Source organism: Verrucomicrobium sp. 3C, assembly GCF_000379365.1.
Lineage (GTDB): Bacteria > Verrucomicrobiota > Verrucomicrobiia > Methylacidiphilales > Methylacidiphilaceae > Methylacidimicrobium.
The window spans coordinates 108,916-128,538 of sequence record NZ_KB901875.1 but is presented as its reverse complement, the minus strand read 5'-3'; the positions used below and the strand labels follow the sequence as shown (position 1 = coordinate 128,538).

Sequence of the window (19,623 nt, the reverse complement as noted above, 5' to 3'; positions counted from 1 at the left end):
GAAGCGGCGACCAAATTGATTTTCCTGGTCTTACGGAACGTCACCAAGAAATGGAAACATCCGTCGCCGACCTGGAACCAGGCGGCCAGGCAATTTGCCATCCAGTTCGGGGAGCGATTCTTCCTGGCGGAAGGAGTCTAAACGCCATGAAAAAGTGGAGAGTTGCTTCCCACGCCTTGAATAACCCCCAAGCGGGTTATTCACAACTGTCCCGGCTAGAGCCGACCGCTTTGGGGAAGCGGTCTCGCCGGTCCGAGTTGACGGCGTGCGAACAGCTCTCTTTACTGTTAGACAACAAAGCGGAAAATCGACCCGCACACAAAAAAGCGGACACTACCGTTCTACCTGCCGCCCGATGAGAAGGTTGGCTTTACGAGCAAGATGGGCGTCGATTTCCTCGTCATGCTTCGGCTCCCAAGAGCCGACTTGGAAGCACTACGGTGCTTGCGGAAAGGGCGATTGAACGGAATCGCGGATGAGCACTTTAGAGAGCGGATTGCCGAGTTCTTCAGACGCTACCCCTATGATGAATGGTATCCGCTCAACCAGGATGAACTGCAAACATACTTGGAAGAATACCCAGATGCGAAACCTTTCCCGTGGCAAGGCACCACTGCGGCCTCCGAGAGCGGCTCGAAATGAGCGACGACCGCCGCCTCATCGAGGACTACCTGCCCATCGAGGCGATCAGCAAAGAGTCCTCACGGGAGAAAGCCGTCCGCAAGGGGCACATCTCAACCCTGCACCTCTGGTGGGCGCGGCGCCCGCTCGTGGCGTGCCGTGCGGCGATATACGGGGCGCTGGTTCCAGCGAGTCGGTTTAGGCCCGCGAATGGCCCAGAGGAGAAGCGAGATAGTCTGACTCGCGCGAACGCGGCGAAGTTCGTCGAGCGGCTCTGTCAGTACCCCGCCGTGCCGCAGGCCGTCGCCGACGCGCAGGAGCACATCCTTGAAGCTCACTCGGAACGGCTCTCGACCGAGACCGGTAAACCGGTGACTGTCGACGATATCGCCGAGGGCCGCGCCCCTCGGCCGAAGGTGCTGGACATGTTCGCCGGCGGCGGCGCGATCCCGCTGGAAGCCTTGCGGCTTGGGTGTGAAGCCTACGCACTCGACCTGAACCCCGTGGCGCACATCATCGAGCTCTGCACGCTTGTCTACCCGCAGAAGTACGGGAAGGCTGACCCGACCGCGCGGGGCATGGTTGGACCGAAGAACGCCGAGGGAGAGACTACATGGGGCGGCCTCGCCGACGAAGTCCGCTACTGGGGGAAGTGGGTCCTCGAGAAGGTCAGGGCAGAGATCTGCGATCTGTATCCGCTCATTCCTGACCCGAAGGCCAAGGGAACGAAACCGCTCCGCCAAGCGGACATGTGGCAATCCAAGGAAGACGTCCCACCCGGCTACCTCGTGCCTATCGCCTACCTTTGGACGCACACGGTGCGGTGCAAAAACCCGACTTGCGCGGCAACGGTTCCGATCGTCAAGCAGACCTGGCTCTGCAAGAAGAGGAACCGCTTCATCGCGCTCAGGATGACCGCACGAAGGGACGAAAGGAAGGCGCGTTTCGAAGTGGTCGAAAGCCAAACCGAAAAAGGCCTTGGTTTCGATCCGGCTGGCTTCTCCAAGGGCGGCAACGCTACCTGCGCTTTTTGTGGCACCGTGGCCGATAGCGCTTATGTGAAGGCCGAAGGACGCGCCAAGCGCATGGGAAAACAGATGATGGCAATTGTCTGCACACGGCCTGGCCAGAAAGGGAAACTCTATCTCTCTGCCGACGACGCCCCCGAGTTCCGGCCGGACGACGAGGCAATTCGCGCGCGGATCGAGACCCTCTGCTTGAGGACAGGATTGACGGTTCCAAGCGAGCCGATGGACACAGCCAGCCAAACTACCGTGGCCGGCAGAGGATTTGGAATCGCCAAGTGGGCGGAACTTTTCACCCCCCGTCAAATGCTCTGCCTGCTCACCTTCGCAGCGGCGGTGCGGGGGTGCCTAGGCGAGCTCGACCGCTCTGGCGTGGAGCTGGAGAGGGGGAAGGCGGTGGTGACATCGCTTTGCCTGCCTCTGAACAAACTTGCTGGCCTAAATTGTTCTCTTACGAGGTGGAAATGCGATGCTGAACTCTGTGTGGACGCTTTTGGCCGACAGGCTCTGCCCATGGTTTGGGACTTTGCCGAGCAAGTGCCTTTCTCGGGTATTGGTGGATCCTGGCAAAGCCAACTGGAACGTACGATTGCCGGGTGGGCAGATGCGTGGGCCATTAAGTCAACCGCTACCGTTTCTCGCGGCTCCGCCACAGCGCTGCCTTGGTCCGACGGGTTCTTTGATGCAGTTGTCACGGATCCGCCCTACTACGACAACGTCGATTATGCGCGTCTGGCTGACTTCTTTTACGTCTGGCTCAAGCGCACGATCGGCCCTCTCTATCCGGAACATTTCGCCACCGACGCGACGCCAAAGAAGCTGGAAATCGTCGCTGATCCGGTGCGACATGGTCGAAGCAAGAAGAAGGCGCGTGAGGCTTACGAAGAGATGATGGCGCTGTCCTTCGCCGAGGCTAGACGGGTTCTCAAACCGGGGGGCTCCATGGTGGTTGTCTATGCACACAAGACAACGCTCGGTTGGTCCACCCTGGTGGACGCCCTGCGGCGTAGTGGATTGACCGTAATCGAGGCCTGGCCTCTCGACACCGAGATGAAAGCGCGGCTCATCGCTCGGGGAACAGCGGCCCTGGCCTCCAGCATCTTTTTGGTCGCCCGCAATGGCGCGAGGATGGACAGAGGCTCCTATGAGGACCAAGTTCGTCCGGAATTAGAGCAGATCGTTCGCGAGCGGACCGACTGCCTCTGGAAGATGGGAATCACGGGCGCGGACCTCGTGATCGCGGCTGTGGGTGCCGGCCTCCGGGCGTACAGCCGCTTCTCTCGCGTCGAGTATGCGAACGGCGAAGAAGTCCCGTCCGAGAAGTTCCTCGCCGAAGTAGAAGGTGTCGTCCTTGAGACGCTCCTGGAGAAGATCTTCGGCATGGCCGGCAGCGGCGTAGCCGCCGTCGATGGTCCGAGCCGGTTCTACGTGCTCTGGCGTTACGCCTACAAGGCGTCCGAGATGGAGGCTGGCGAGGCCATTGTCTTCACCTACGGGCAGAACGTCGAACTCGACGGACAGAAGGGCCTATCAACCGGACGCCACGCACTGGTCGATAAGAGGAAGGGGAAGTACCGCCTGCGGGACTTCACGGAGCGAGGTGAAGACGAGAAACTGGGCCTGCCGGAGGACGGCGGCACGCCGGCCGCCCTCATCGACGCGCTCCACCGCATCCTGTGGCTCGTGGAGAACCAGCCCCGCAACCTCAACAGGTTCCTTGACGAGGCACGGCCTGACCGGGAGCGCCTGCGCCTCGTGGCCCAGGCCCTCGCCGGAACTGCTCTGGCGGGCAAGAGGGAGGACGGTCCGGAACACACCGTGGCGACGACGGCCGCTGAACAGGCGGCCGTGAAGAAGCTCGTCGCCAACTGGCGGGCGCTGATCGACCAGCGGCTGGGGGCGGATGCAGGCACGTTGTTCGACATTGGGAGGCGCGGATGAGCGAATCGAAGCGCGCAAAGCATGATCGCAGGACGGTGCTCGATCGCAGGTACCGCAAATCGCCAGTAATCGAGGCGCTCTGTGAGATTTACTTTTCAGGCTCGGCCTGGGATGAAACCGTACCCGGTGCATTTTATGAACGATGGAAGAACGAGTTTCCCTAGAAGCGACAACGGAAGATCCAGCAAGGGCGGATCACCCTAGGACACGAACAAGCGGAGGCTGGGGTGCGCCAGCTTCCTTCGTGGATGCAATTCATCTCCGACGAAAAGAATCGCATGATCCAGATTGCCCAAGACCTTCTCGTTGTGAATCAACTGGCTCCTTATCCGCACTTTGAGGAGTGGGAGCCTGCCATCTACGGTGCGTTGCGAACTTACAGCGAGCTTTCGCGGCCCGCGCGGATCTCCCGCATCGGTGTGCGTTACATCAACCGGGTAGTGATTCCCCGTGCTCCGGTGCGGCTGAAGGACTTTTTCACGGTTTACCCTAACCTGCCGCAGAGTCTGGGCGACGTACATGGGCCATTCATGGTGCGTGTGGAGGTTCCGAAACTGGACCACAAGGTACTGATCACCTTTGGTACAGCGCCCGCCCCAAGTCCTTCCGAAGTCGTACAGGCTTTTGCCCTCGACTTCTACGATATCATTCAGTTTGAGTCAGCTATCGACGACAACATCGTGAAGATTCAGGTGGAGCAAGCGCACGAGAACATTGTCGTGGCTTTCGAAGACAGCATCACGGATCAACTACGCAGTCTGTTCGAACCGGAGGACTGATGATGACAAGCATTGCGGAATTGCGTCTTCCCGAGCGACGGCCAACATGGGCGTCCGAAGGGTCAGCAGAAACGCAGCGGTCGATTCGGCGCCTGAGCCTTGCTGGACAGGTAGGCGGTTTATCCACCTCGCTGATCGAGTCCAGCTGGATTGCCGGAAGCAGTTCTGCGGAACGGCGGTTTCTGGCGCTGGCGGACAGATGGCGCAAGGAATGCGGACCTCTTTCCTCTATCAGGGAAATGATCCTCCATCCCGCTTATCAGCAAATCATAGGCATGGGCCCGGACGTATTGCCGTACATCCTGGACGAGCTGGAACGGCAGCCAGACCACTGGTTTTTGGCATTGCGGGCGATTACGGGCGAAGATCCCGTTCGGCAACAAAACCGGGGCCGAGTCCGCGAGATGGCCCGGGATTGGCTTGAGTGGGCGGAAAGACGGGGGCTTCGCTGATGAGCGATCGCTTGGCGGATTGGTTCCCCCAACTCACCGCAGGATCCTACGCCGTCACGAGCAGAGCGCAGTTCGACTACAATTGCGTTGCGTGGGCATTGGGAGAGACCATCCGTTGGTGGTGGCCGGATGAATCCGAAGTGTCCTACTGGCCCGAGGGCGTCCGCCGGCATGAGACGTTGGAGGCATTCGTCGAGGCGTTTCGACTCTTCGGATTCGAGGAGTGCCAGAACCCGGATTTGGAACCGGGCTGGCAGAAGATTGCGATTTACGGCCACGAGGACGGATGTCCCACCCATGCTGCTCGGCAGCTCGCGGACGGAACCTGGACGAGCAAACTCGGGAGGTTGGAAGACATAAGCCACGCCAACCTCGATCAGCTGACCGGAAGCGCCTACGGTAGGCCGGTTCTGTTCCTGCGACGACGGCGAGGTCGTCGGGCATCTTCTCCAGAGGAAGCCAACCCTTGAGCACACTAGCCCTTCGCCCGTGGACCGACCTTGTGAAGCTACACCCCGATGTGGAAGAGGGGGCGCTTACGGAGGCGGTCTTTGCAATCGACCTGGGAGCCATCGCCTCCGGCGATCACAATGTTCCAGTCGTGAACCGGGACCCGGAGGCCTTCTTCCGGGCGACCTACCTGACTTCCGACCTCCGGAAACTCCTCGATGAGGTCTTGGCGTCGCTCGCCGGAAAGTCGGGCTACAACCGGGTGCTCAAGCTCCGCACACCTTTCGGGGGTGGAAAGTCGCACACCCTAGCATCGCTCCTGCATGCCGCCCGCAAGCGGGAGGCCTTGGACATCATTCCCGAAGGCAAGGGGTTTGCCCGGCCGAAGAATGTCGCAGTCGCCGTGTTCGATGGGGAGAAGTTCGACGCCCGCAACGGCAAGGAACTCGACGGAGGACGCACGATTCGCACGATGTGGGGCTGGCTCGCCTGGCAGATCGACCCGGAACGAGCCTTCCCAATCGTGGCGCAGCACGACGAGGATCGCGTCTCTCCCGGCGGAGATGTGATCCGGGATGTTCTCACTAAAGGATCTGGCGGGCGTCCGGTTCTCCTACTCCTCGACGAAGTACTGAAGTATATGGAACGCGCGGCGGCAGTGGCCGTCCTCGATTCGACTCTCCAACGGCAGGCCAAAGACTTCTTCCAGAATCTCACCGTCGAGGTGTCCGGCAGCACGAATGCGGCGCTCGTCTATTCGCTCACTTGGAGCGCTCGGGAGGCACTCGGGAACGTCTCTCTGCTCGCGGAAATCGACAAGCTCGCCGCAAGGGTGGATCAGCTTCGGGAGCCAGTCACCGGGGATGAGGTCCTTCCCATTCTGCAGCGTCGCCTTCTCGACGCCATCCCGGACCTGGCCACGGCGACCGATGTGGCGACCTCGTATCAGGAGGTCGTTACCGGGGTGCGCAAGGCGTACGCGGAAACGCCTGCTGAACGCCTGCAGGCAGAGGAGGAAGGGCGCCTGCTCCGGGATCGGATGCGCTCGGCCTACCCCTTCCATCCGGCTCTCATCGACGTGATGCGGGAACGCTGGACGGCCGTAGACGCCTTCCAACGGACGCGGGGCGTGCTTCGGTTTCTCGCCTCCTGCATGCACTCCCTCAAAAGAAACGGCGGGGCACAACCGCTCTTGGGCCCCGGAGACGTACCCATCAAGGACGTCGATGTCCGAGTCAAGATGCTGAAGGAACTCGGCGTTCAGAACGACTACGACCCGGTGATCACCGCGGACATCGATGGGCCGAATGCCAGGGCCAAGCGGATTGATGAGCGGATGGCCCGAGAGGATCCTGCGTTGGCCGGCGTCAAGCCAGCGACCCGCATCGCCACGGCCATCCTTCTCTACTCATTCGGTGGACTCCGGCGCGAGGGTGCGGGCGAGGCCGAAACCCTTCCCCCTGGTGTGACGGAGAGCGAACTTCTCGCCGCGTGCGTCAGTCCCGGCCTGGACAACATCACCGCCACGGCGGTGCTGTCGGAGCTCCGGAACGCCTGCCTCTACCTCCACTATGACGGCGTTCGGTACTGCTTCAAGAAGGACCCCAACGTCACGAAGCTCATCGAGGATGCGGAGCAGGCTATCACCCGCGAGGAAGCCCAGTCCAAGGGGCGAGGCTCCGTTCGTGACAAGATCAAGGGGATGCTCGACGCTCGGCTTGCGGGACATCATGCGGCCATTGTGTGGCCGGTGAAGAGCCAGGACATTCCCGATGAGGATCCGCGTTTTTTGGTCGCCTATCTTCCACTGGAATTCGCGGGAGAGTGCAAGGCCGACCAGGAAAGCCAGGCGAAAGAGCTTCTGGCGAAGTTCGGTGATCGCCCGAGGCGCTTCCGTAACGGCCTCGGCCTGGCCATTCCTAATAAGAAACAAATCGAGGCGTTGCGACGCGCGGTCCGTTACCTCCTTGCCATCGAACAGGTGGACGCGAAGAAGCAGCAGCTCCGCTTGACGAAAGACCAACTGGACCAGCTCAAGGAGAGGAAGCGGACCGAAGAGGCTGCGGCAGAGTCATGCTTCCGCGACCTGTATGCCGCAGTGTGGCTGCCGCGCGTGGAGGGTGGCGAGATCGACATCGAGCGCGTGGAGCGCGGCGGCCGACCCCTTCAAGCAGCCGGGATTCAGCAGCGAATTATGGAGCTTCTCACAAGTGTGGGGACGCCTCGCGTTTATGGAAGCGTGACCCCTCGCAAGATCGCGGAGCGAGTGAAGCTGGGAGAGTCGACCACTTCCGGTGAATCGCCGATCCTCGGCATCAAGGCGTCCGACGTGCTGGAGTCCTTCTTCCGGGACATCGCCCCTCCGCGTCTAGAGTCGTCGAGCGTCCTCGGGAAAGGCATCGCGCGCGGCGTGACAGAGGGTATCTTCGCGTACACGAGCGGGTTGCAGCCTGCTCTGGGCCCGGACGGGAAATTCCAGATCGCTCGGGACAAGGTGGTAATCGGAAGAACTCTGGCCGAGGACGAAGTTGACTTCGAGTCCGGCTTCATCATGGCTCCTTCGGCCGTTCCCGAGGTGGCAGCCGCGCAGGGCAGCGTACCAGCCGGACCCGGAGTCCCGACTCCGGGTCCTGGAACGCCCGTACAACCGGGTGTTCCAGACAGTGCATCGCCCACAACTCCTAGTAAGCCTGCTGATGACCGCCAGAGCATCGTGCGCCTCAAGTTCAAGGCCACGAGAGATCAGATCCACCGGGCATTTTTGGCTATCGCCAACCTGGCTGGCAAGTCGGATGAGGGGAAGGTCACCATGAACGTCGAGGGAACGTCTACAGATGGCTTTGATCCCTCATGGCTTCGCAACGCCGTCGAGGAACCTCTGAACGAGGCGGACATCGAAAGAATGGTCGGGGAATAACGCGGTCGCTAATAGGAGACTTCCTCAGGCGATCAAAGGCCACAAGAATCTGCGAAAAGTCCTTTCCGAACGGATCTGATCGAGAATCACACGGCTTCGCTACGGCAGTGTCCGACGTGAAACAGGATTGTTCATGAGCAATCCGTTCGCGGCCCCAGGAAAAGCCAACCTTGAGGTTTCCTCGATTGTCAGCGACTTTGGCAGCTTCACCTTGCCGTCCAGCGCGTGGAAAACCGTCGATCCTTCTTCTTGGCCGCGCACCTTCAATTCTCCACCCGGCAGCTTTTCAAACTCGACCAGTTCCCCCGGCTGGATCCCGAGATGCCGTAGCAAGTCCCGTTTCAGGGTCACTTGCCTTTTGCCGTGACCGTAGGTGATGCCATGGCAACCTCCTGTTCTCGGCAAGCGTAAGGACGTTGTTCATTACCGACAGGAAGGCGGATCGCAGCGGGCGCCGAATCGTTGCTTCCGGGACGCGGATCGTCTGACGATGCGAAGGAAAAGGGGCAAGCGGAGAGGGAAGACGCCGCCCGGCGTAACGCCGGAAGGTGCAATGCCCGTTCTGGATGCGGCAATGTCCTTCCCCGATGGGGCTCCCTGGATCGCCCTTGGCGCTCGGCGCGGAACGCGGTCCGGCCCGCCTTTGTTCCAGTCGAAAGGCTGGCTGGAAAGGCCCATAGCCCGCAACGCCGCCTTACCCCAGAAAGGAATGCGTCGAAAGAGCTTTCGGGATCGGAGCTCTGCGGATGGGCAGCGATGAGTCGGTTCCCTCGCGCCATCCTATAAGATCTTCGCAGTCTCATAGGCCCCCGGGAAGGGAATGGGGGGCAACTGGGCAAGCGGACGGCCCCGTCATCACCCGTCCGCGGCCCATGGCCGTTCCGGCGAGCCGTCGCACCATCTCGAGCAGGTCCGCTTCTGCCCCGACACCGTTGTGAGTCGCTATCGGCAGGAGGGGATCTATTTACCCCGGGTCAGTGGACGGAGCGGTATTCGGGAATGCGAAAGCTTCGGGTTGAAAGAAGACCGGGGGTAGAGGCTGTCCGGCATCGGGTTCCGTTCTCCCCGGCATCCGGTTCGGATGTTGCCAGCTGCCTGGGCCTGCCTGCCGATCCGCATTACCAATCGCCGGTTCATCGGACGTGCGCCGGTCACCCGATAGTCCGTGAGTGTTTCGGCTCGCCCATCAGGGCGTTCCCGCAGCCGGTGTGATCCGGGCGCTTGATTGATGCAGCCGCGCGTCGTCATCCGACGCGCGTCCAGGAGGTTGCGCCCGTCAGTCACCCGGACTCTTGGTGCTGCCGCACGTCGTCATTCGACGTGCGCCCAGGAGGCTGGATTCGCGCCATTCGGAGCCGAATCTTGGTTGCGTTCCTATCGGGACATCGCTCGATCGCTTGCCGTAGGCGTCGGGCTATTGCCGCGCATCGTCGTTCGATGCGCGTTTAGGACGTCGGACGCACAGGGTCGATCGGAGAGGAAGGTTACCGCGCGCCGTCATTCGGCGCGCGGACAGCGGGTTGCGTCCGCCTATCGCCAGATCGGAGGGAGGTTGCCGCGCATCGTCATTCGATGCGCGCCTCAAGAGGTTGGATCCATGCTCTCGTTGGGAGGGCCGCCGGTTCTCGTGAGATTGCCGCACGTCGTTATTCGACGTGCCCCCCAGGGGGTTGCGTCCGTTCCTCCGACCCCTGGGCCGCTGCGTCGTCATGCGGGCCTACTGGGGGTCTTCCGTTGCATCCTGCCGGTAGCCGCGTGTCTTCGTGCTGCAGGCCCTTGTTGCGGGTTGCCTCATCCCTGGGCGTTGGCGCCCGTTCGGCGGCTGGTCCCGTAGCCCGTTTCCTCCGATTCGGTCGTTATCGCCCTTCCGTCCCGCAGCCTGCGTCTCCCGGCGCGCCGCGTCCTGCTCCCTCGCGCCCGCTACGCTTCTTTCTGGCTGTCTCGTTCCGTAGCGTTGCGCGCGTCCGTCCGGCCCATCCCCACGCATCCTTCGCTTCGCCCCGGCTCGCCTTCACCCTTCCAGGCACTCTGCGCGCTTCTCTCCGGGGGGGCGGGCGGCGCGCCATCCTTCCTGTTCCGCCCGCCCCCCCTTTAGGTTTTTCGGAGAGATTGGGGGTGAGCCATTTACAAAAAGAAGTGTGCACAGGAAAAGCGGCCGGCGGCGGCTAGTTCGGCGAATCGGTGCAAAAGACAGAAGAAAATAGGAGCCAGAGAGGGAAAAGCGGACAACGGACAGAAAAAACGGCCTTGGAAAAGGAAACAGACAGTAAAAGGAAGGAACAAGACAGATGAGGGAACGGAAAGAGACAGAAAAAGCCAGGAAAGAGACAGAAACGAGCCGAACAGGCTCCGGCAAGTACTCCAAAACCGCAATCGTGACTCCGGCCGTGATCGCTTTGCGGCAGGCGGGCTGGAAATGGCGGGAGATACGCCAGTGGCTGGCGCAGCGTCCTAAGGGCGTGATCCACATTTCGCTCCGGCAGTTGTGGAAGATCAGGATACCTGGGGAGCCATTTAGGCCGAGTCCATCGGACTCCCGATTGGTCCTCGACGCCAGGACCGCAGTTGCATCGAAATCAGTGCGCGGATCATCCATCGACCGTCACTGGACATGGGTGTCCCAGATGATCGAGCGAGGCGTCAGCATCAAGGAGATACATGCCGTCTTCCGAACCCGCTGGAAGCCGGAAGACGGTCCGCGAATCCCTGGCTATGAGCGGATCCGTGGCTGGATTCACGCGAAGAGGGAGGCGCGGCCAGATGCAGTGGCGAACGCCTCCGAGGGATCAGCGCATAGGAAGCATAGGTTCAATGATCCGATGGATCTGTACCGGTAACGAACACAGGGAGGACAAATGAGACGTATCGTGACGCCCTACTGCTCAAGGGGCAATGTCGGCAAATCGACCGAGGCCGCCCTGCGGGGCGCCTGGATGGATCACCTAGGCATTCGTTGGAAGGGATTCGACCTTTCGCCGGATCGGCGAACGCTCGCTTCCGCGTCGAGTGTCGTGGAGGCCGTCCGCATCCGGCTCGACGAAGAGCCGCAAGGGGAACTGTTGCGGGTGCTCGCACGGATCCTGCGCGACCAGGATGCGGACGTTTTCGCGCTCGACCCGATGGTCAACATGGCCCCGCTTCTGGACGAAACCCTGCTGAGCAAGGCGTTTCTCGAGGAAGCGGCGGAGGCTGGGATGAGGATCACGCTATTGCTCTTTCCCATGGACGACAAGGAGATCATGGCGGAAATCGACGGGGCGGTTCAGCGTTTGGGAGAAGCCGTCGACTACGCGGTGATCCGGAACCGGCACTCCGCCTCAAAACACCAAATGCTCGAAGGATCGGAGCTGGAGCGCGACCTCGAGCGGCTGCGAGCCCCCACAATCCTCCTGGGGAAGCTCCTCACCGACACTAAGAACATCATGGCTGCGGTTGCCGAGGAGTGGCGCGAGAACGGGGGAAACGGCGTTTTCGGCTACGCGGATGCCCTCTCTTCTTCCCAGATGCCGCGCATGCACAAGTATCTATTGAACGACTGGATGAGGAAGGTGTGGAGGCAGTACCAGGAGCGGTCCGACGTCTTCCTTCCGGAGGCCGTCCAGTCAGAACAGGGAGAAATCGCCCGCCAGGAGCCAGCGGCGAAACGGAGATCCTTCAACCTTTCGAGCATGAGGTAAGCCATGAACAACGGAAAACGGGAAGAGTCCAGAATTCCGGAGTTTGAGGACATATCACCAGCTCAATTCTGGCAGGAAGCCATCGCTCTTTTGCCGGAGAAGTACAAGAAACTCGCCCAAAAGACCTACGAGAAGCTCGACTCGGAGGACGCGCGCGACACGATAGGCGAGTGGCTCGTGCTAATGCACGCGCATGCCGCCTGGGTCAACAGGCGCCTCCAAGAATCCGACCTGCACGCCGAGGAGATCGCGCTTGCCGCCGCCAAGAGGTTGCCCAAGGAGGCGCTCGATACGCTGGCGGCGGTGAAGGCGGGCAAGCTTTCGGAGCGGATGGAGCATGCGGCTGAGGATGCGGGCAAGGCGACCAAGCAGATTTTTGCCTACTGCAAGATCGCCGAGGACGCCTTGCGAAAGAACAAGGAACTCCTCGAGACGGCGCTGGCCGACTCAAGCCGCCTCTGGCGCTGGTGTCTCTTCCTGGCCGGCCTGGTGATCGGTTTTCTCCCATTGGTCGGGCAAACAGCGGTCGATGTCCTTCAGCATTTGCGCCAATGAAACCACGATTGATCGCGGCATTCGCCGCCTTGCTTCCGGTTCTGGCTTTCGCGCAATCTCCGCAGCAGGGAACGTCTGGCCCTGGCGTAATCGAGGGAGAACCGCCCGAAGTCGAGATCAACGGGAAGCCAGCCAGCCAGCTGAGCGAAGACGAGCTTCGGGAGTTTCTGCAGCAAAAGGTCGAAACCGTTTACCAATCCGACAATGAGGAACTGATTCTTCGCGTTGCCCCTGGTTATCCGCTGGTGCTTACCTTTTCCGACCCGATGGACGGAGCGCCCGTCGTGGGAGATCCGCAGGCGCTCTCGGCGACGGTCCGCAAGAACCATCTGATCCTCAAGGTACTCGACTCCAGCGCATCGGACACGTCGATGACCGTGTTTTTCCGGGGAGGGAAAAAGCGCCTCTACCACGTATTCATCGAGCCGAATCTCGTGAAGGCCGAGCTCGCGATGAATGTCTCCTCATTCGAGGATTCCAACGGATCGGGCGGATCTCCCGTTGCCGTAGAACGGATCGCGGAAGTGGCGAACACGGTCGCGAACTGGGAGGCAATGGCCGCCGCGCACGCCATTCCGCCGAACACCGTGCGCCGGGTGAAGCTCTTCTGGAAGTCGGATGAGTTCGTCTACTACTGGCTCTATAGCTGGAAGGACGGACTGGTGGCCGTGACATTCGCCTGGAGGAACCCATATCCGTTTCCCGTGCGCTTGGATCAGTCCCGCCTCCAGGTGCATATCGGGGATCATCTCTTCACCCCGGATTGGGTGACGGTAGAGCCGGAGGTGGTCGATCCGGAAAAGAGCGCGACCGGGGTCTTGGTTGTAGCCAATCCGCCATTTTCGCCGACGCAGCCCTTCGAGCTCTACTGGCAGCCGGCGAAGGAATCTCCATCGCGCAAGGCCCAGGAGGTCGATGCGCTCACCGAGGCGCAATGAAGAAGCCGGTTCTGGTCATAGCAATCCTCTCGGCCGTGATCGTCGCGGCGATCGGACTGGCGGTGAAGCATTACGGAATGATTTCCCGGATCTCCACATTGCGTCAGGCGCGCGCTCCGCTGCGCAGCAAACCGGAAGCCAAGCCTCCACCGAAGCCGGAGGAGACCCCGGCGGTTTCGGTCAATACGGCGTCCGGGGAACCGGGGAAGGAACGATTGGAGGATGCTTTCGACGCCCTGGTGCCAACCGAACGCGGCGGGCCGATCAAATTGCCCGACCCCGAGCCCGATCCGCCTCCGCGGGGAGGAAACGAGCCTCCCAAGCCAAAGGCGCCGCCGTCAATGGTTGGAGCGTCAAGCGGCGCGTTCTCGAACATTGTGGTCCCCACCGGGCTCCAATCGCAATCGCCACTGGCGCAGCCGTCCGCTTCCGAGCCGGCCACTCCCTCGATTCGATATAAGGCCGGCCGGTATTTCTTTCATAACACGCAGATCGCCCGTCCACCGCAGCCGGGCGAGGCTTCGCCGCCACCACAGCAGCCCGACGCATCGGCGCAGCCCGGATCCGGAGGAGCGGGGGCGGAACTAAACCCGGAAACGACCATTCCTCCGGGCGAATGGCTTGAGGCTGCTTTGATGCAATGGGCATTTAGCGAGAATGAGAAAGTACCAGTCGTGGCTGGACTTATGCAGCCGATGCGCTGGCACGGACGGGACATGCTCACGCCTCCGGTCAAGTTCCTGGGAACCGTTACCGGGAAGATGCGCGACCGCCTGCATGTGACCTATGACCGGGCCGTGCTCCCCTCCGGTCAGGTCCTTCACCTCAAGGGAATCGCCGAGGATACGCGTGGCCTGGAGGGAATTCCCGGCGTCCGCATCGACAAGGGCGGAGGCTCGAAGATCATGGCCGCCTTGACCGCCTCGATGGCGAACATGGGCAGCATGGCGGGCATGCTGCCCATGTACGGCATGATGCCCATGATGTACGGCGGCATGGGCTCCGGTTCCACGGGAGGCATGTCGTCGATGACCGAGATGATGCCGATGATGGGGATGATGGCGGGCATGAGCGCCTCCGGCGCGATCAACCAGCTGCTCGCCCAGCGGCTGGAGGAGTACGGGCCCTACGTCACTTGTCCCTGGGGTACTCGTCATCGGATCTACCTGCCCGATGCGCTGGACGTGTCGGAGGCGGACTATCCGAATGGCGCGGGCGCAAGCAAGTGATCAGCGCAAAGGATGTCTGATGAAACGAACCGTGTTCTTGCTCCCGCTTCTGATGGCGAGCTGTGCGGCCCATCCAAAGGAACACCCACAACCGGTTGCCGTACACCGAAAGATCGTCGAGCCGACGTATTCGTTCGCGCATCCTCCGGAAATCGGCGGAGTCGAGCCGCAGGATCCGAAGTTGATCCCGCCGAAATATGTCAAGGTATGGGTCAAGGGCAGGGTGGACGAGCAGGGTAACGCCCACAGCGGCGAGTACGTCTGGGTGATGACCCGCCCGGGTCATTGGGAAAGCGAGGAGGAATCCGGGCTCGAACCGAAGCCGCTCTTCGTACGGGGGCAGCAGGTGGTTCCCAATCCGGGTTCCGCCAGCAAGGGACTTGAGGTGGATTACGACAGAATGAACAAGCGGCTGGACAAGGTTGAGGGATCGGTCCGCGGAATGGAATTGAGTGACGAGCAACGAAAGATGCTGGCTGAATTCGGATCGTCCGATCGGGCGGGCGAGTTGCCGAAAGGAGGTCTCGCCGAGAGCAAGAGTCGGATCCGCGCCGGCGAGCTTCCTAGGGGGAGACCCGGGCAACGCATCTCGGCCGCCGATCCGGAAGACGATCATCCGCTTCCGAAGAAAACCTCCTCGACGTCCTTGCGCATCCCGGTGCAGCCGGCCGGATCGTTCGAGCGCGTCAAGTTGCCGGATGGCGACGTGGCCCTCGTGATATTCGGCGCGGATGACGTGAGCGTCAGCGTTCGCGGAAAGACCTTCCGGAAGCCGATCGACGCATCGGCGAATACGGTGGTGCTCAAGGTTAGCGACGACTGATGGACGCGATCTTTCCATCCTTGTTGCTGGGCGTGCTACTCGTCCGGGCCAAGCGTCCGGATCCTTTAGAACGCGGCTCCTGGCTTTCGTGGCCGTGGTGGCCTCATGCAGCCAGATGGTGGGGCTCGGGCGTCTGGCGCTGGATCGTGCCAGCGGCTTGGGCGATCGCGGTGTTGCTTGGCGTCGAGCTCTCCTCGATGGGCGATGAGTTCGCGCCGCTGGGTAGCATTGCGTCATTATTCTCTGGCGCTGCGCTTTTGGCCGCGACGCTCTCCCTGCCAGCCAGGAGGAGCGAGAGTCGCGCGCCGGTGCAGCAGCAGACTCGTGAAACAGGAGAATGGCGTCTGGTGTCCTTGCCAGGCACCGCTTTTCCGGAAGTCGAAGGAGTGGGCCAATCCGACATAGTGGCGCTCGGCGGCGGTCTTTATCTGCTGCCTGGAGAGCCAAGGGGGGCGGAGGTGCTGGCTCGGTTTGAGGGGAAGGCCGCGCGCGTGGTCGCCGAGTTGTTGTCCCAGTCGGAAGAGCGGGTTCGCAAGAGCGCGAGCGAGGTGGTCGAGTTGTGTGAGCGGACGCTGGCCGCCGAGATGAAAAAGGAACAGGCGGAAGCGAAAGCGTCTTTCTTCGAAGCTTCCGCAAACGAGTCGCGCAGAGCGCTTGAGAACGCCCGGTCCGGGATGCTGGCAAGACGGGAACAGGAAGTCGAGCGGCTGGATGCAGCGGATCTTCTCCGGAGGATAGAGGAGCTCAGGGTGGAGATCGACCTCGTGGAGAAGGTGCTCGAAAGGAAGCAATGTGCGATGGCAGCTTGAGCCGGTTCTGGCGGCTTGGGGCGTTGCGGCGGCCTTGAGTCTTCTGTTGAAAAGCCCGCCGTCCATGAGCGGCCGGATCCGTGGTTTCTGTGTTCGGATGGCGAAGCGGCCCGTCTTGTGGAGCGCGTTCTTTGCCGTCCTCGTTCTAGGCGCATGCGCGTTGCCGCTGGGATGGCTAGCTGGCGTGTTGTTGGCTCCATTTCCGCTCTGGATCGAGGCAGGGAAGCTGCATCTGGCCGCGGAGCGGTTGGGAACATCCGTGGCTCCGGCTGTCGAGACCCCACACAGCCGGATCGGGATAGCGCTTCCCGAGGCGGAAGCCGGTCGGGTGAAGCGCGGCTTTCTCGCGGCGTACTTTCAGGGATCGGGAACGGCGGTGGTGCCGTGGACGGACGAGACTGTCCGGGAAATCGATTCGCTTGGTCTCTGGCGTTGGTCCTGCGTGATGGACGATGAGGTGGCGGCTGAATGGATCAGCGCAAGCAAGAAAGGGGAAACGTGAGTGTCAGGAAAATCGCAGGAAGGAGGTGACATGGAGATATGTTTGGAAAAAGAGAAGCCGGAAGGGAAGAGCGAAGCAGAGGAGCCGGAAAAAGTGGAATCGGTTGCGCCCGCCTCGCCCGCGCCTGCGGCATCGCCGCTGGAGAAGGTGAAGGCGGTATTAGACGCGTTGAGGAAATGGCCGTGGCCGACGATCGGCTGGTATGCGGCTGGAGTGGCGGGATGGATCGCGGCGGGCGCGATGTTCGCTCATCCGGCTTGGCGCGTCACTCCTGAAATGGCGTCGCAGGCAATCGCGCGCGCGGATCAGGCAGAAGCCGCGATTTCTCGGGCGAGAGCGATGGAGCCAGCGTATCACGCAGCCTCCGACCTTGAGCTTCTGGCTCAGATCATGCTGTTCGCCCGTCCTCAAGGGGGGCGTCTGGTATCCTTCGTCCTCGGACGATCCGAGGCCGGAGCCGCCGACGCAAAGATCGTGGCGCTGGTCGAGGGACAGGGCAGCTTGCGGGAATTCGCATCCATGTACGCAAACTCTCTTGAGCGGGAGATTGCGGTGAACACGGCTGGGCCGGTGTCGTTCCTGTATGAGCTCGCCGAAGAGTTCGCCACCGATGGAGGGGTTGCGGTGACAATCCGAGGAACGGTCGCAAGGCAGTCAACCGCATCTCCCTGAAAGGAGGAGAACAAACGATGAAGACCGAACAAATGGTGACCTTGTCTGGATTGCTGGCCCTCGCGGTAATGTGGATCGTAACCGACCTCAGGAGTGGTCCTCTGGCGAAGTATCGGGAAGCGCAAGCCAAGACCGCCAGCCTGGCCTCGAAAGAGGCACTAGCGGAGCAGGTCATCTCTTCCTGGGAAAAAGACAGGCGGACAAAGCTGTCGGAAAAACTGGTCACGATGGCCAAGGCGGAAGGCATCCATGGCCTGCGCGTGGACGGCGTGCGGGAGGGAAACTCACGGAAGCGCCGTACCGCCAGCGTGTGGGTCTCCGGGCCGAGCGGAGCGGTGAACGATTTGTTGGATGCTCTTCGCTCCGGGCTGGCGTGGCAGAAAGTGACCGCCGTGTCGGCCCAAGCAAAGAGAGAAGCCGTGGAGGCGACGATCGTCGTGGAAGACAAGTTATGAAATACAATCTGTGCCTGCTGTCGTTGATCTGTCTGTCGCCGGTTGCCGGAATGGCGATACTCGTTCCGGAAACGGATGCCTTCGGGTTGCCGTCCTGGGGTAGCGGCGGAAGCTTCGGCTCTGCGGTGTCACGTTCCGCTCCGGCTCGGGCCAAGGAGGGAACGCTGGGTTCGGTTCGGCTCCTGGGAGTCTGTCCGGGGAAGGCAATTATTTTGGGCCGGTCGGTCATCAAGATCGGCCAGAAGTTCGCGTTACGCGAAAAAGGAGTTCGCCAGATCTACGAGCTGATCTCCGTCCGGGACGACGGCGCGACGGTTCAGGGTCAGGATGGGGAGCCGCAGACGCTTCCGTTCGTTCGCGAAACCGATGCGATGGAACCGGAGATGCCGGCGTTTGGTGGACCGCGGCTCTCCTTGAGGGGATCAAATCCGTGAAACGGCTGGCGCTGACGTTGCTTCTGGTTGGTATGGCGAATCCGTCGTGGGCGTCGAAGATTCCGGAGATTGAGGTTGATGTCGAGGGAGGGGCACGGACGACATCGGCTCCTCCCTCCTCCGGTTGGTCGATCAGCGAAATGCCGCTCGACGACCTGATCGCGGCGATGCTGTCGGAAACGGGACTCATCGGCGCTCCTCCCGGGGACCGACACCGGGTGAGCGTGGAGGTCCCGTCCGGCGAGCCGGTCGATGTGATCATGGCGGCCGCGAGCCGGGCTGGCTATGAGACCAGCTTTGAGAGCGGGAAGGTGTCATTCAAGCACATCGATCTGGCGACCGTCGGGAAACAATCGTTCGTGTACACTTTCCGCTACGCCCATCCGAACAAGTCGGAACCCGAGATGGAGCGCTGGCTGTACCAGGTATTGGGACTCTCGCTGACGTCGGGAGACGTTTGCCGTTACGATTCGCGGACGCGGCAGGTCGCGATTCTAGTGGATCGGGCGCGAATTCCGGCAATCCAGAAGACGCTGCAGGAGTTGGACGCCCGGGGCGCCGCGGTCGAGCTCCGGGTCGCGCGAGTCGAGGTCGACCGGCAAAAGCTGGCGGATGGGACGGCGTTCCCGAACAACCTGGTGGGACAGGTCGTGGCCTTTTTCTCGGGACAGACTCCGGAAGGTGATCTTCGAATGAGCCTTCCGGAAGCGGAAAGCGCTCTGGATGCCTTGCAGAGGCAAGGCGTCGTCCGAACGAAGGTGGCGACGGTGGTTCTTGATGATGGATCGACGTGGCGGACAAGAGTCGGCGAAGGGAAGACGACTCTTGACGTCGCTCCGACCGTGATCGGGCGCAATGCGGTGAAGCTCGATGTGAGCTCGAAGGCCGATGCCTCCGACGAGGCTTACTCGTTCGTGGCTCAGGCTGGCGACGCGCTGCTTTTCGATCCGGATCAGCCGATCCTGGAAATGCGCAGGACGGCATCCGGCGGTCTGCTTCTGGCTCCCGCATCGGTGCTGGGCCCTCGCTCGGCAGCCGAGGACCAGGCGCCTCACAGCTCGGACATTCCGTTCTCGATGCAGTCGGTTGCCCGGTCGATCGGTCGAAGCGGGCTGCCGCGGACGCCGGCGAGGGGACTCATGCCGGAGGCGGGCAACGGATTCGCCGTGAGGAAGACGAGCCTGACTACGGGGGGCGGCCAGCCGAAGACGGCGGCAAAGAAGCTAGCGGTCGGTGATCCGAAGAAGATTGATCCCAAGAAGAAGCATCTATCGAAAAAGGAGATTGAGGAGCTTAAGAAACAGCAGGCGAAGAAGAAGCACGATTTCTGGTGGTGATTGTCCT

Annotated in this window: 18 protein-coding genes and 1 pseudogene; 18 read left to right on the top strand and 1 reads right to left on the bottom strand. The window is 61.6% G+C overall.

Going from position 1 to position 19,623, the window contains the following annotated elements; all coding sequences use genetic code 11:
• The 7 genes and pseudogenes from A37A_RS21955 to A37A_RS0100780 all read left to right on the top strand — a co-directional run.
• Window positions 1-141, top strand: a pseudogene (locus tag A37A_RS21955) (IS256 family transposase); the annotation flags it as partial.
• A 318-nt stretch (window positions 142-459) separates the two neighbouring features.
• On the top strand, window positions 460-642 hold the full coding sequence (locus A37A_RS20970) for a hypothetical protein (RefSeq protein ID WP_155996384.1): 183 nt from the start codon (window positions 460-462) through the stop codon (window positions 640-642).
• The gene (locus tag A37A_RS0100805) at window positions 639-3,587 is read left to right on the top strand and encodes a DUF1156 domain-containing protein (RefSeq protein ID WP_020493829.1); all 2,949 of its coding nucleotides are present in this window, start codon (window positions 639-641) and stop codon (window positions 3,585-3,587) included. Before A37A_RS20970 ends, A37A_RS0100805 begins: the two co-directional genes overlap by 4 nt.
• A gap of 179 nt (window positions 3,588-3,766) precedes the next feature.
• Window positions 3,767-4,366 (top strand): TIGR04255 family protein, encoded by a 600-nt coding sequence (locus tag A37A_RS0100795; RefSeq protein WP_081616145.1) that lies wholly within the window; start codon window positions 3,767-3,769, stop codon window positions 4,364-4,366.
• Window positions 4,366-4,818, top strand: a complete 453-nt coding sequence (locus A37A_RS14885; RefSeq protein ID WP_018289651.1) for a hypothetical protein — start codon at window positions 4,366-4,368, stop codon at window positions 4,816-4,818. Before A37A_RS0100795 ends, A37A_RS14885 begins: the two co-directional genes overlap by 1 nt.
• Window positions 4,818-5,288, top strand: a complete 471-nt coding sequence (locus A37A_RS0100785) for a hypothetical protein (RefSeq protein ID WP_018289650.1) — start codon at window positions 4,818-4,820, stop codon at window positions 5,286-5,288. The genes A37A_RS14885 and A37A_RS0100785 overlap by 1 nt, the downstream gene beginning before the upstream one ends.
• Window positions 5,285-8,185, top strand: coding sequence for an ATP-binding protein (locus A37A_RS0100780; protein ID WP_155996382.1), 2,901 nt, complete (start codon window positions 5,285-5,287; stop codon window positions 8,183-8,185). Before A37A_RS0100785 ends, A37A_RS0100780 begins: the two co-directional genes overlap by 4 nt.
• Window positions 8,186-8,284: 99 nt before the next feature.
• Here A37A_RS0100780 and A37A_RS14880 read toward each other — a convergent pair whose 3' ends face one another.
• Window positions 8,285-8,536, bottom strand: a complete 252-nt coding sequence (locus tag A37A_RS14880) for a hypothetical protein (protein WP_018289648.1) — start codon at window positions 8,534-8,536, stop codon at window positions 8,285-8,287.
• A 2,504-nt stretch (window positions 8,537-11,040) separates the two neighbouring features.
• On the opposite strand from A37A_RS14880, the gene A37A_RS0100750 reads away from it, so the two are divergent.
• From A37A_RS0100750 to A37A_RS0100700, 11 genes are read left to right on the top strand one after another with little or no spacing between them, the layout of a single operon-like run.
• Window positions 11,041-11,862 carry a hypothetical protein gene (locus A37A_RS0100750; protein ID WP_018289643.1) on the top strand — a complete coding sequence of 274 codons (822 nt, stop codon included), beginning with the start codon at window positions 11,041-11,043 and terminating at the stop codon, window positions 11,860-11,862.
• A gap of 3 nt (window positions 11,863-11,865) precedes the next feature.
• The gene (locus A37A_RS0100745) at window positions 11,866-12,417 is read left to right on the top strand and encodes a hypothetical protein (protein WP_018289642.1); all 552 of its coding nucleotides are present in this window, start codon (window positions 11,866-11,868) and stop codon (window positions 12,415-12,417) included.
• Complete coding sequence (locus tag A37A_RS14875) at window positions 12,414-13,355, top strand: hypothetical protein (RefSeq protein ID WP_018289641.1); 942 nt, start codon at window positions 12,414-12,416, stop codon at window positions 13,353-13,355. The genes A37A_RS0100745 and A37A_RS14875 overlap by 4 nt, the downstream gene beginning before the upstream one ends.
• The gene (locus A37A_RS14870) at window positions 13,352-14,584 is read left to right on the top strand and encodes a hypothetical protein (protein WP_040887563.1); all 1,233 of its coding nucleotides are present in this window, start codon (window positions 13,352-13,354) and stop codon (window positions 14,582-14,584) included. The genes A37A_RS14875 and A37A_RS14870 overlap by 4 nt, the downstream gene beginning before the upstream one ends.
• A gap of 19 nt (window positions 14,585-14,603) precedes the next feature.
• Window positions 14,604-15,407 (top strand): TraV family lipoprotein, encoded by an 804-nt coding sequence (locus A37A_RS0100730; RefSeq protein WP_196799443.1) that lies wholly within the window; start codon window positions 14,604-14,606, stop codon window positions 15,405-15,407.
• Window positions 15,407-16,216, top strand: coding sequence for a hypothetical protein (locus A37A_RS0100725; RefSeq protein WP_018289639.1), 810 nt, complete (start codon window positions 15,407-15,409; stop codon window positions 16,214-16,216). The genes A37A_RS0100730 and A37A_RS0100725 overlap by 1 nt, the downstream gene beginning before the upstream one ends.
• Window positions 16,200-16,718, top strand: a complete 519-nt coding sequence (locus A37A_RS0100720; RefSeq protein ID WP_018289638.1) for a hypothetical protein — start codon at window positions 16,200-16,202, stop codon at window positions 16,716-16,718. The genes A37A_RS0100725 and A37A_RS0100720 overlap by 17 nt, the downstream gene beginning before the upstream one ends.
• A 30-nt stretch (window positions 16,719-16,748) precedes the next feature.
• Entirely contained in the window at window positions 16,749-17,390 is a 642-nt protein-coding gene (locus A37A_RS17865) for a hypothetical protein (protein ID WP_018289637.1), read from the top strand.
• 17 nt (window positions 17,391-17,407) lie between these two features.
• Complete coding sequence (locus tag A37A_RS0100710) at window positions 17,408-17,845, top strand: hypothetical protein (RefSeq protein ID WP_018289636.1); 438 nt, start codon at window positions 17,408-17,410, stop codon at window positions 17,843-17,845.
• On the top strand, window positions 17,842-18,279 hold the full coding sequence (locus A37A_RS0100705) for a hypothetical protein (protein WP_018289635.1): 438 nt from the start codon (window positions 17,842-17,844) through the stop codon (window positions 18,277-18,279). Before A37A_RS0100710 ends, A37A_RS0100705 begins: the two co-directional genes overlap by 4 nt.
• The gene (locus tag A37A_RS0100700; RefSeq protein ID WP_018289634.1) at window positions 18,276-19,616 is read left to right on the top strand and encodes a hypothetical protein; all 1,341 of its coding nucleotides are present in this window, start codon (window positions 18,276-18,278) and stop codon (window positions 19,614-19,616) included. The genes A37A_RS0100705 and A37A_RS0100700 overlap by 4 nt, the downstream gene beginning before the upstream one ends.
• Window positions 19,617-19,623 lie beyond the last annotated feature (7 nt).

Bases quoted from the DNA above. Each gene is read 5' to 3' on its own strand.
- A37A_RS0100805 (WP_020493829.1), top strand. From the start codon at position 639: ATGAGCGACGACCGCCGCCTCATCGAGGACTACCTGCCCATCGAGGCG.
- A37A_RS14885 (WP_018289651.1), top strand. From the start codon at position 4,366: ATGATGACAAGCATTGCGGAATTGCGTCTTCCCGAGCGACGGCCAACA.
- A37A_RS0100785 (WP_018289650.1), top strand. From the start codon at position 4,818: ATGAGCGATCGCTTGGCGGATTGGTTCCCCCAACTCACCGCAGGATCC.
- A37A_RS0100750 (WP_018289643.1), top strand. From the start codon at position 11,041: ATGAGACGTATCGTGACGCCCTACTGCTCAAGGGGCAATGTCGGCAAA.
- A37A_RS0100745 (WP_018289642.1), top strand. From the start codon at position 11,866: ATGAACAACGGAAAACGGGAAGAGTCCAGAATTCCGGAGTTTGAGGAC.
- A37A_RS14875 (WP_018289641.1), top strand. From the start codon at position 12,414: ATGAAACCACGATTGATCGCGGCATTCGCCGCCTTGCTTCCGGTTCTG.
- A37A_RS14870 (WP_040887563.1), top strand. From the start codon at position 13,352: ATGAAGAAGCCGGTTCTGGTCATAGCAATCCTCTCGGCCGTGATCGTC.
- A37A_RS0100730 (WP_196799443.1), top strand. From the start codon at position 14,604: ATGAAACGAACCGTGTTCTTGCTCCCGCTTCTGATGGCGAGCTGTGCG.
- A37A_RS0100725 (WP_018289639.1), top strand. From the start codon at position 15,407: ATGGACGCGATCTTTCCATCCTTGTTGCTGGGCGTGCTACTCGTCCGG.
- A37A_RS17865 (WP_018289637.1), top strand. From the start codon at position 16,749: ATGGAGATATGTTTGGAAAAAGAGAAGCCGGAAGGGAAGAGCGAAGCA.
- A37A_RS0100710 (WP_018289636.1), top strand. From the start codon at position 17,408: ATGAAGACCGAACAAATGGTGACCTTGTCTGGATTGCTGGCCCTCGCG.
- A37A_RS0100705 (WP_018289635.1), top strand. From the start codon at position 17,842: ATGAAATACAATCTGTGCCTGCTGTCGTTGATCTGTCTGTCGCCGGTT.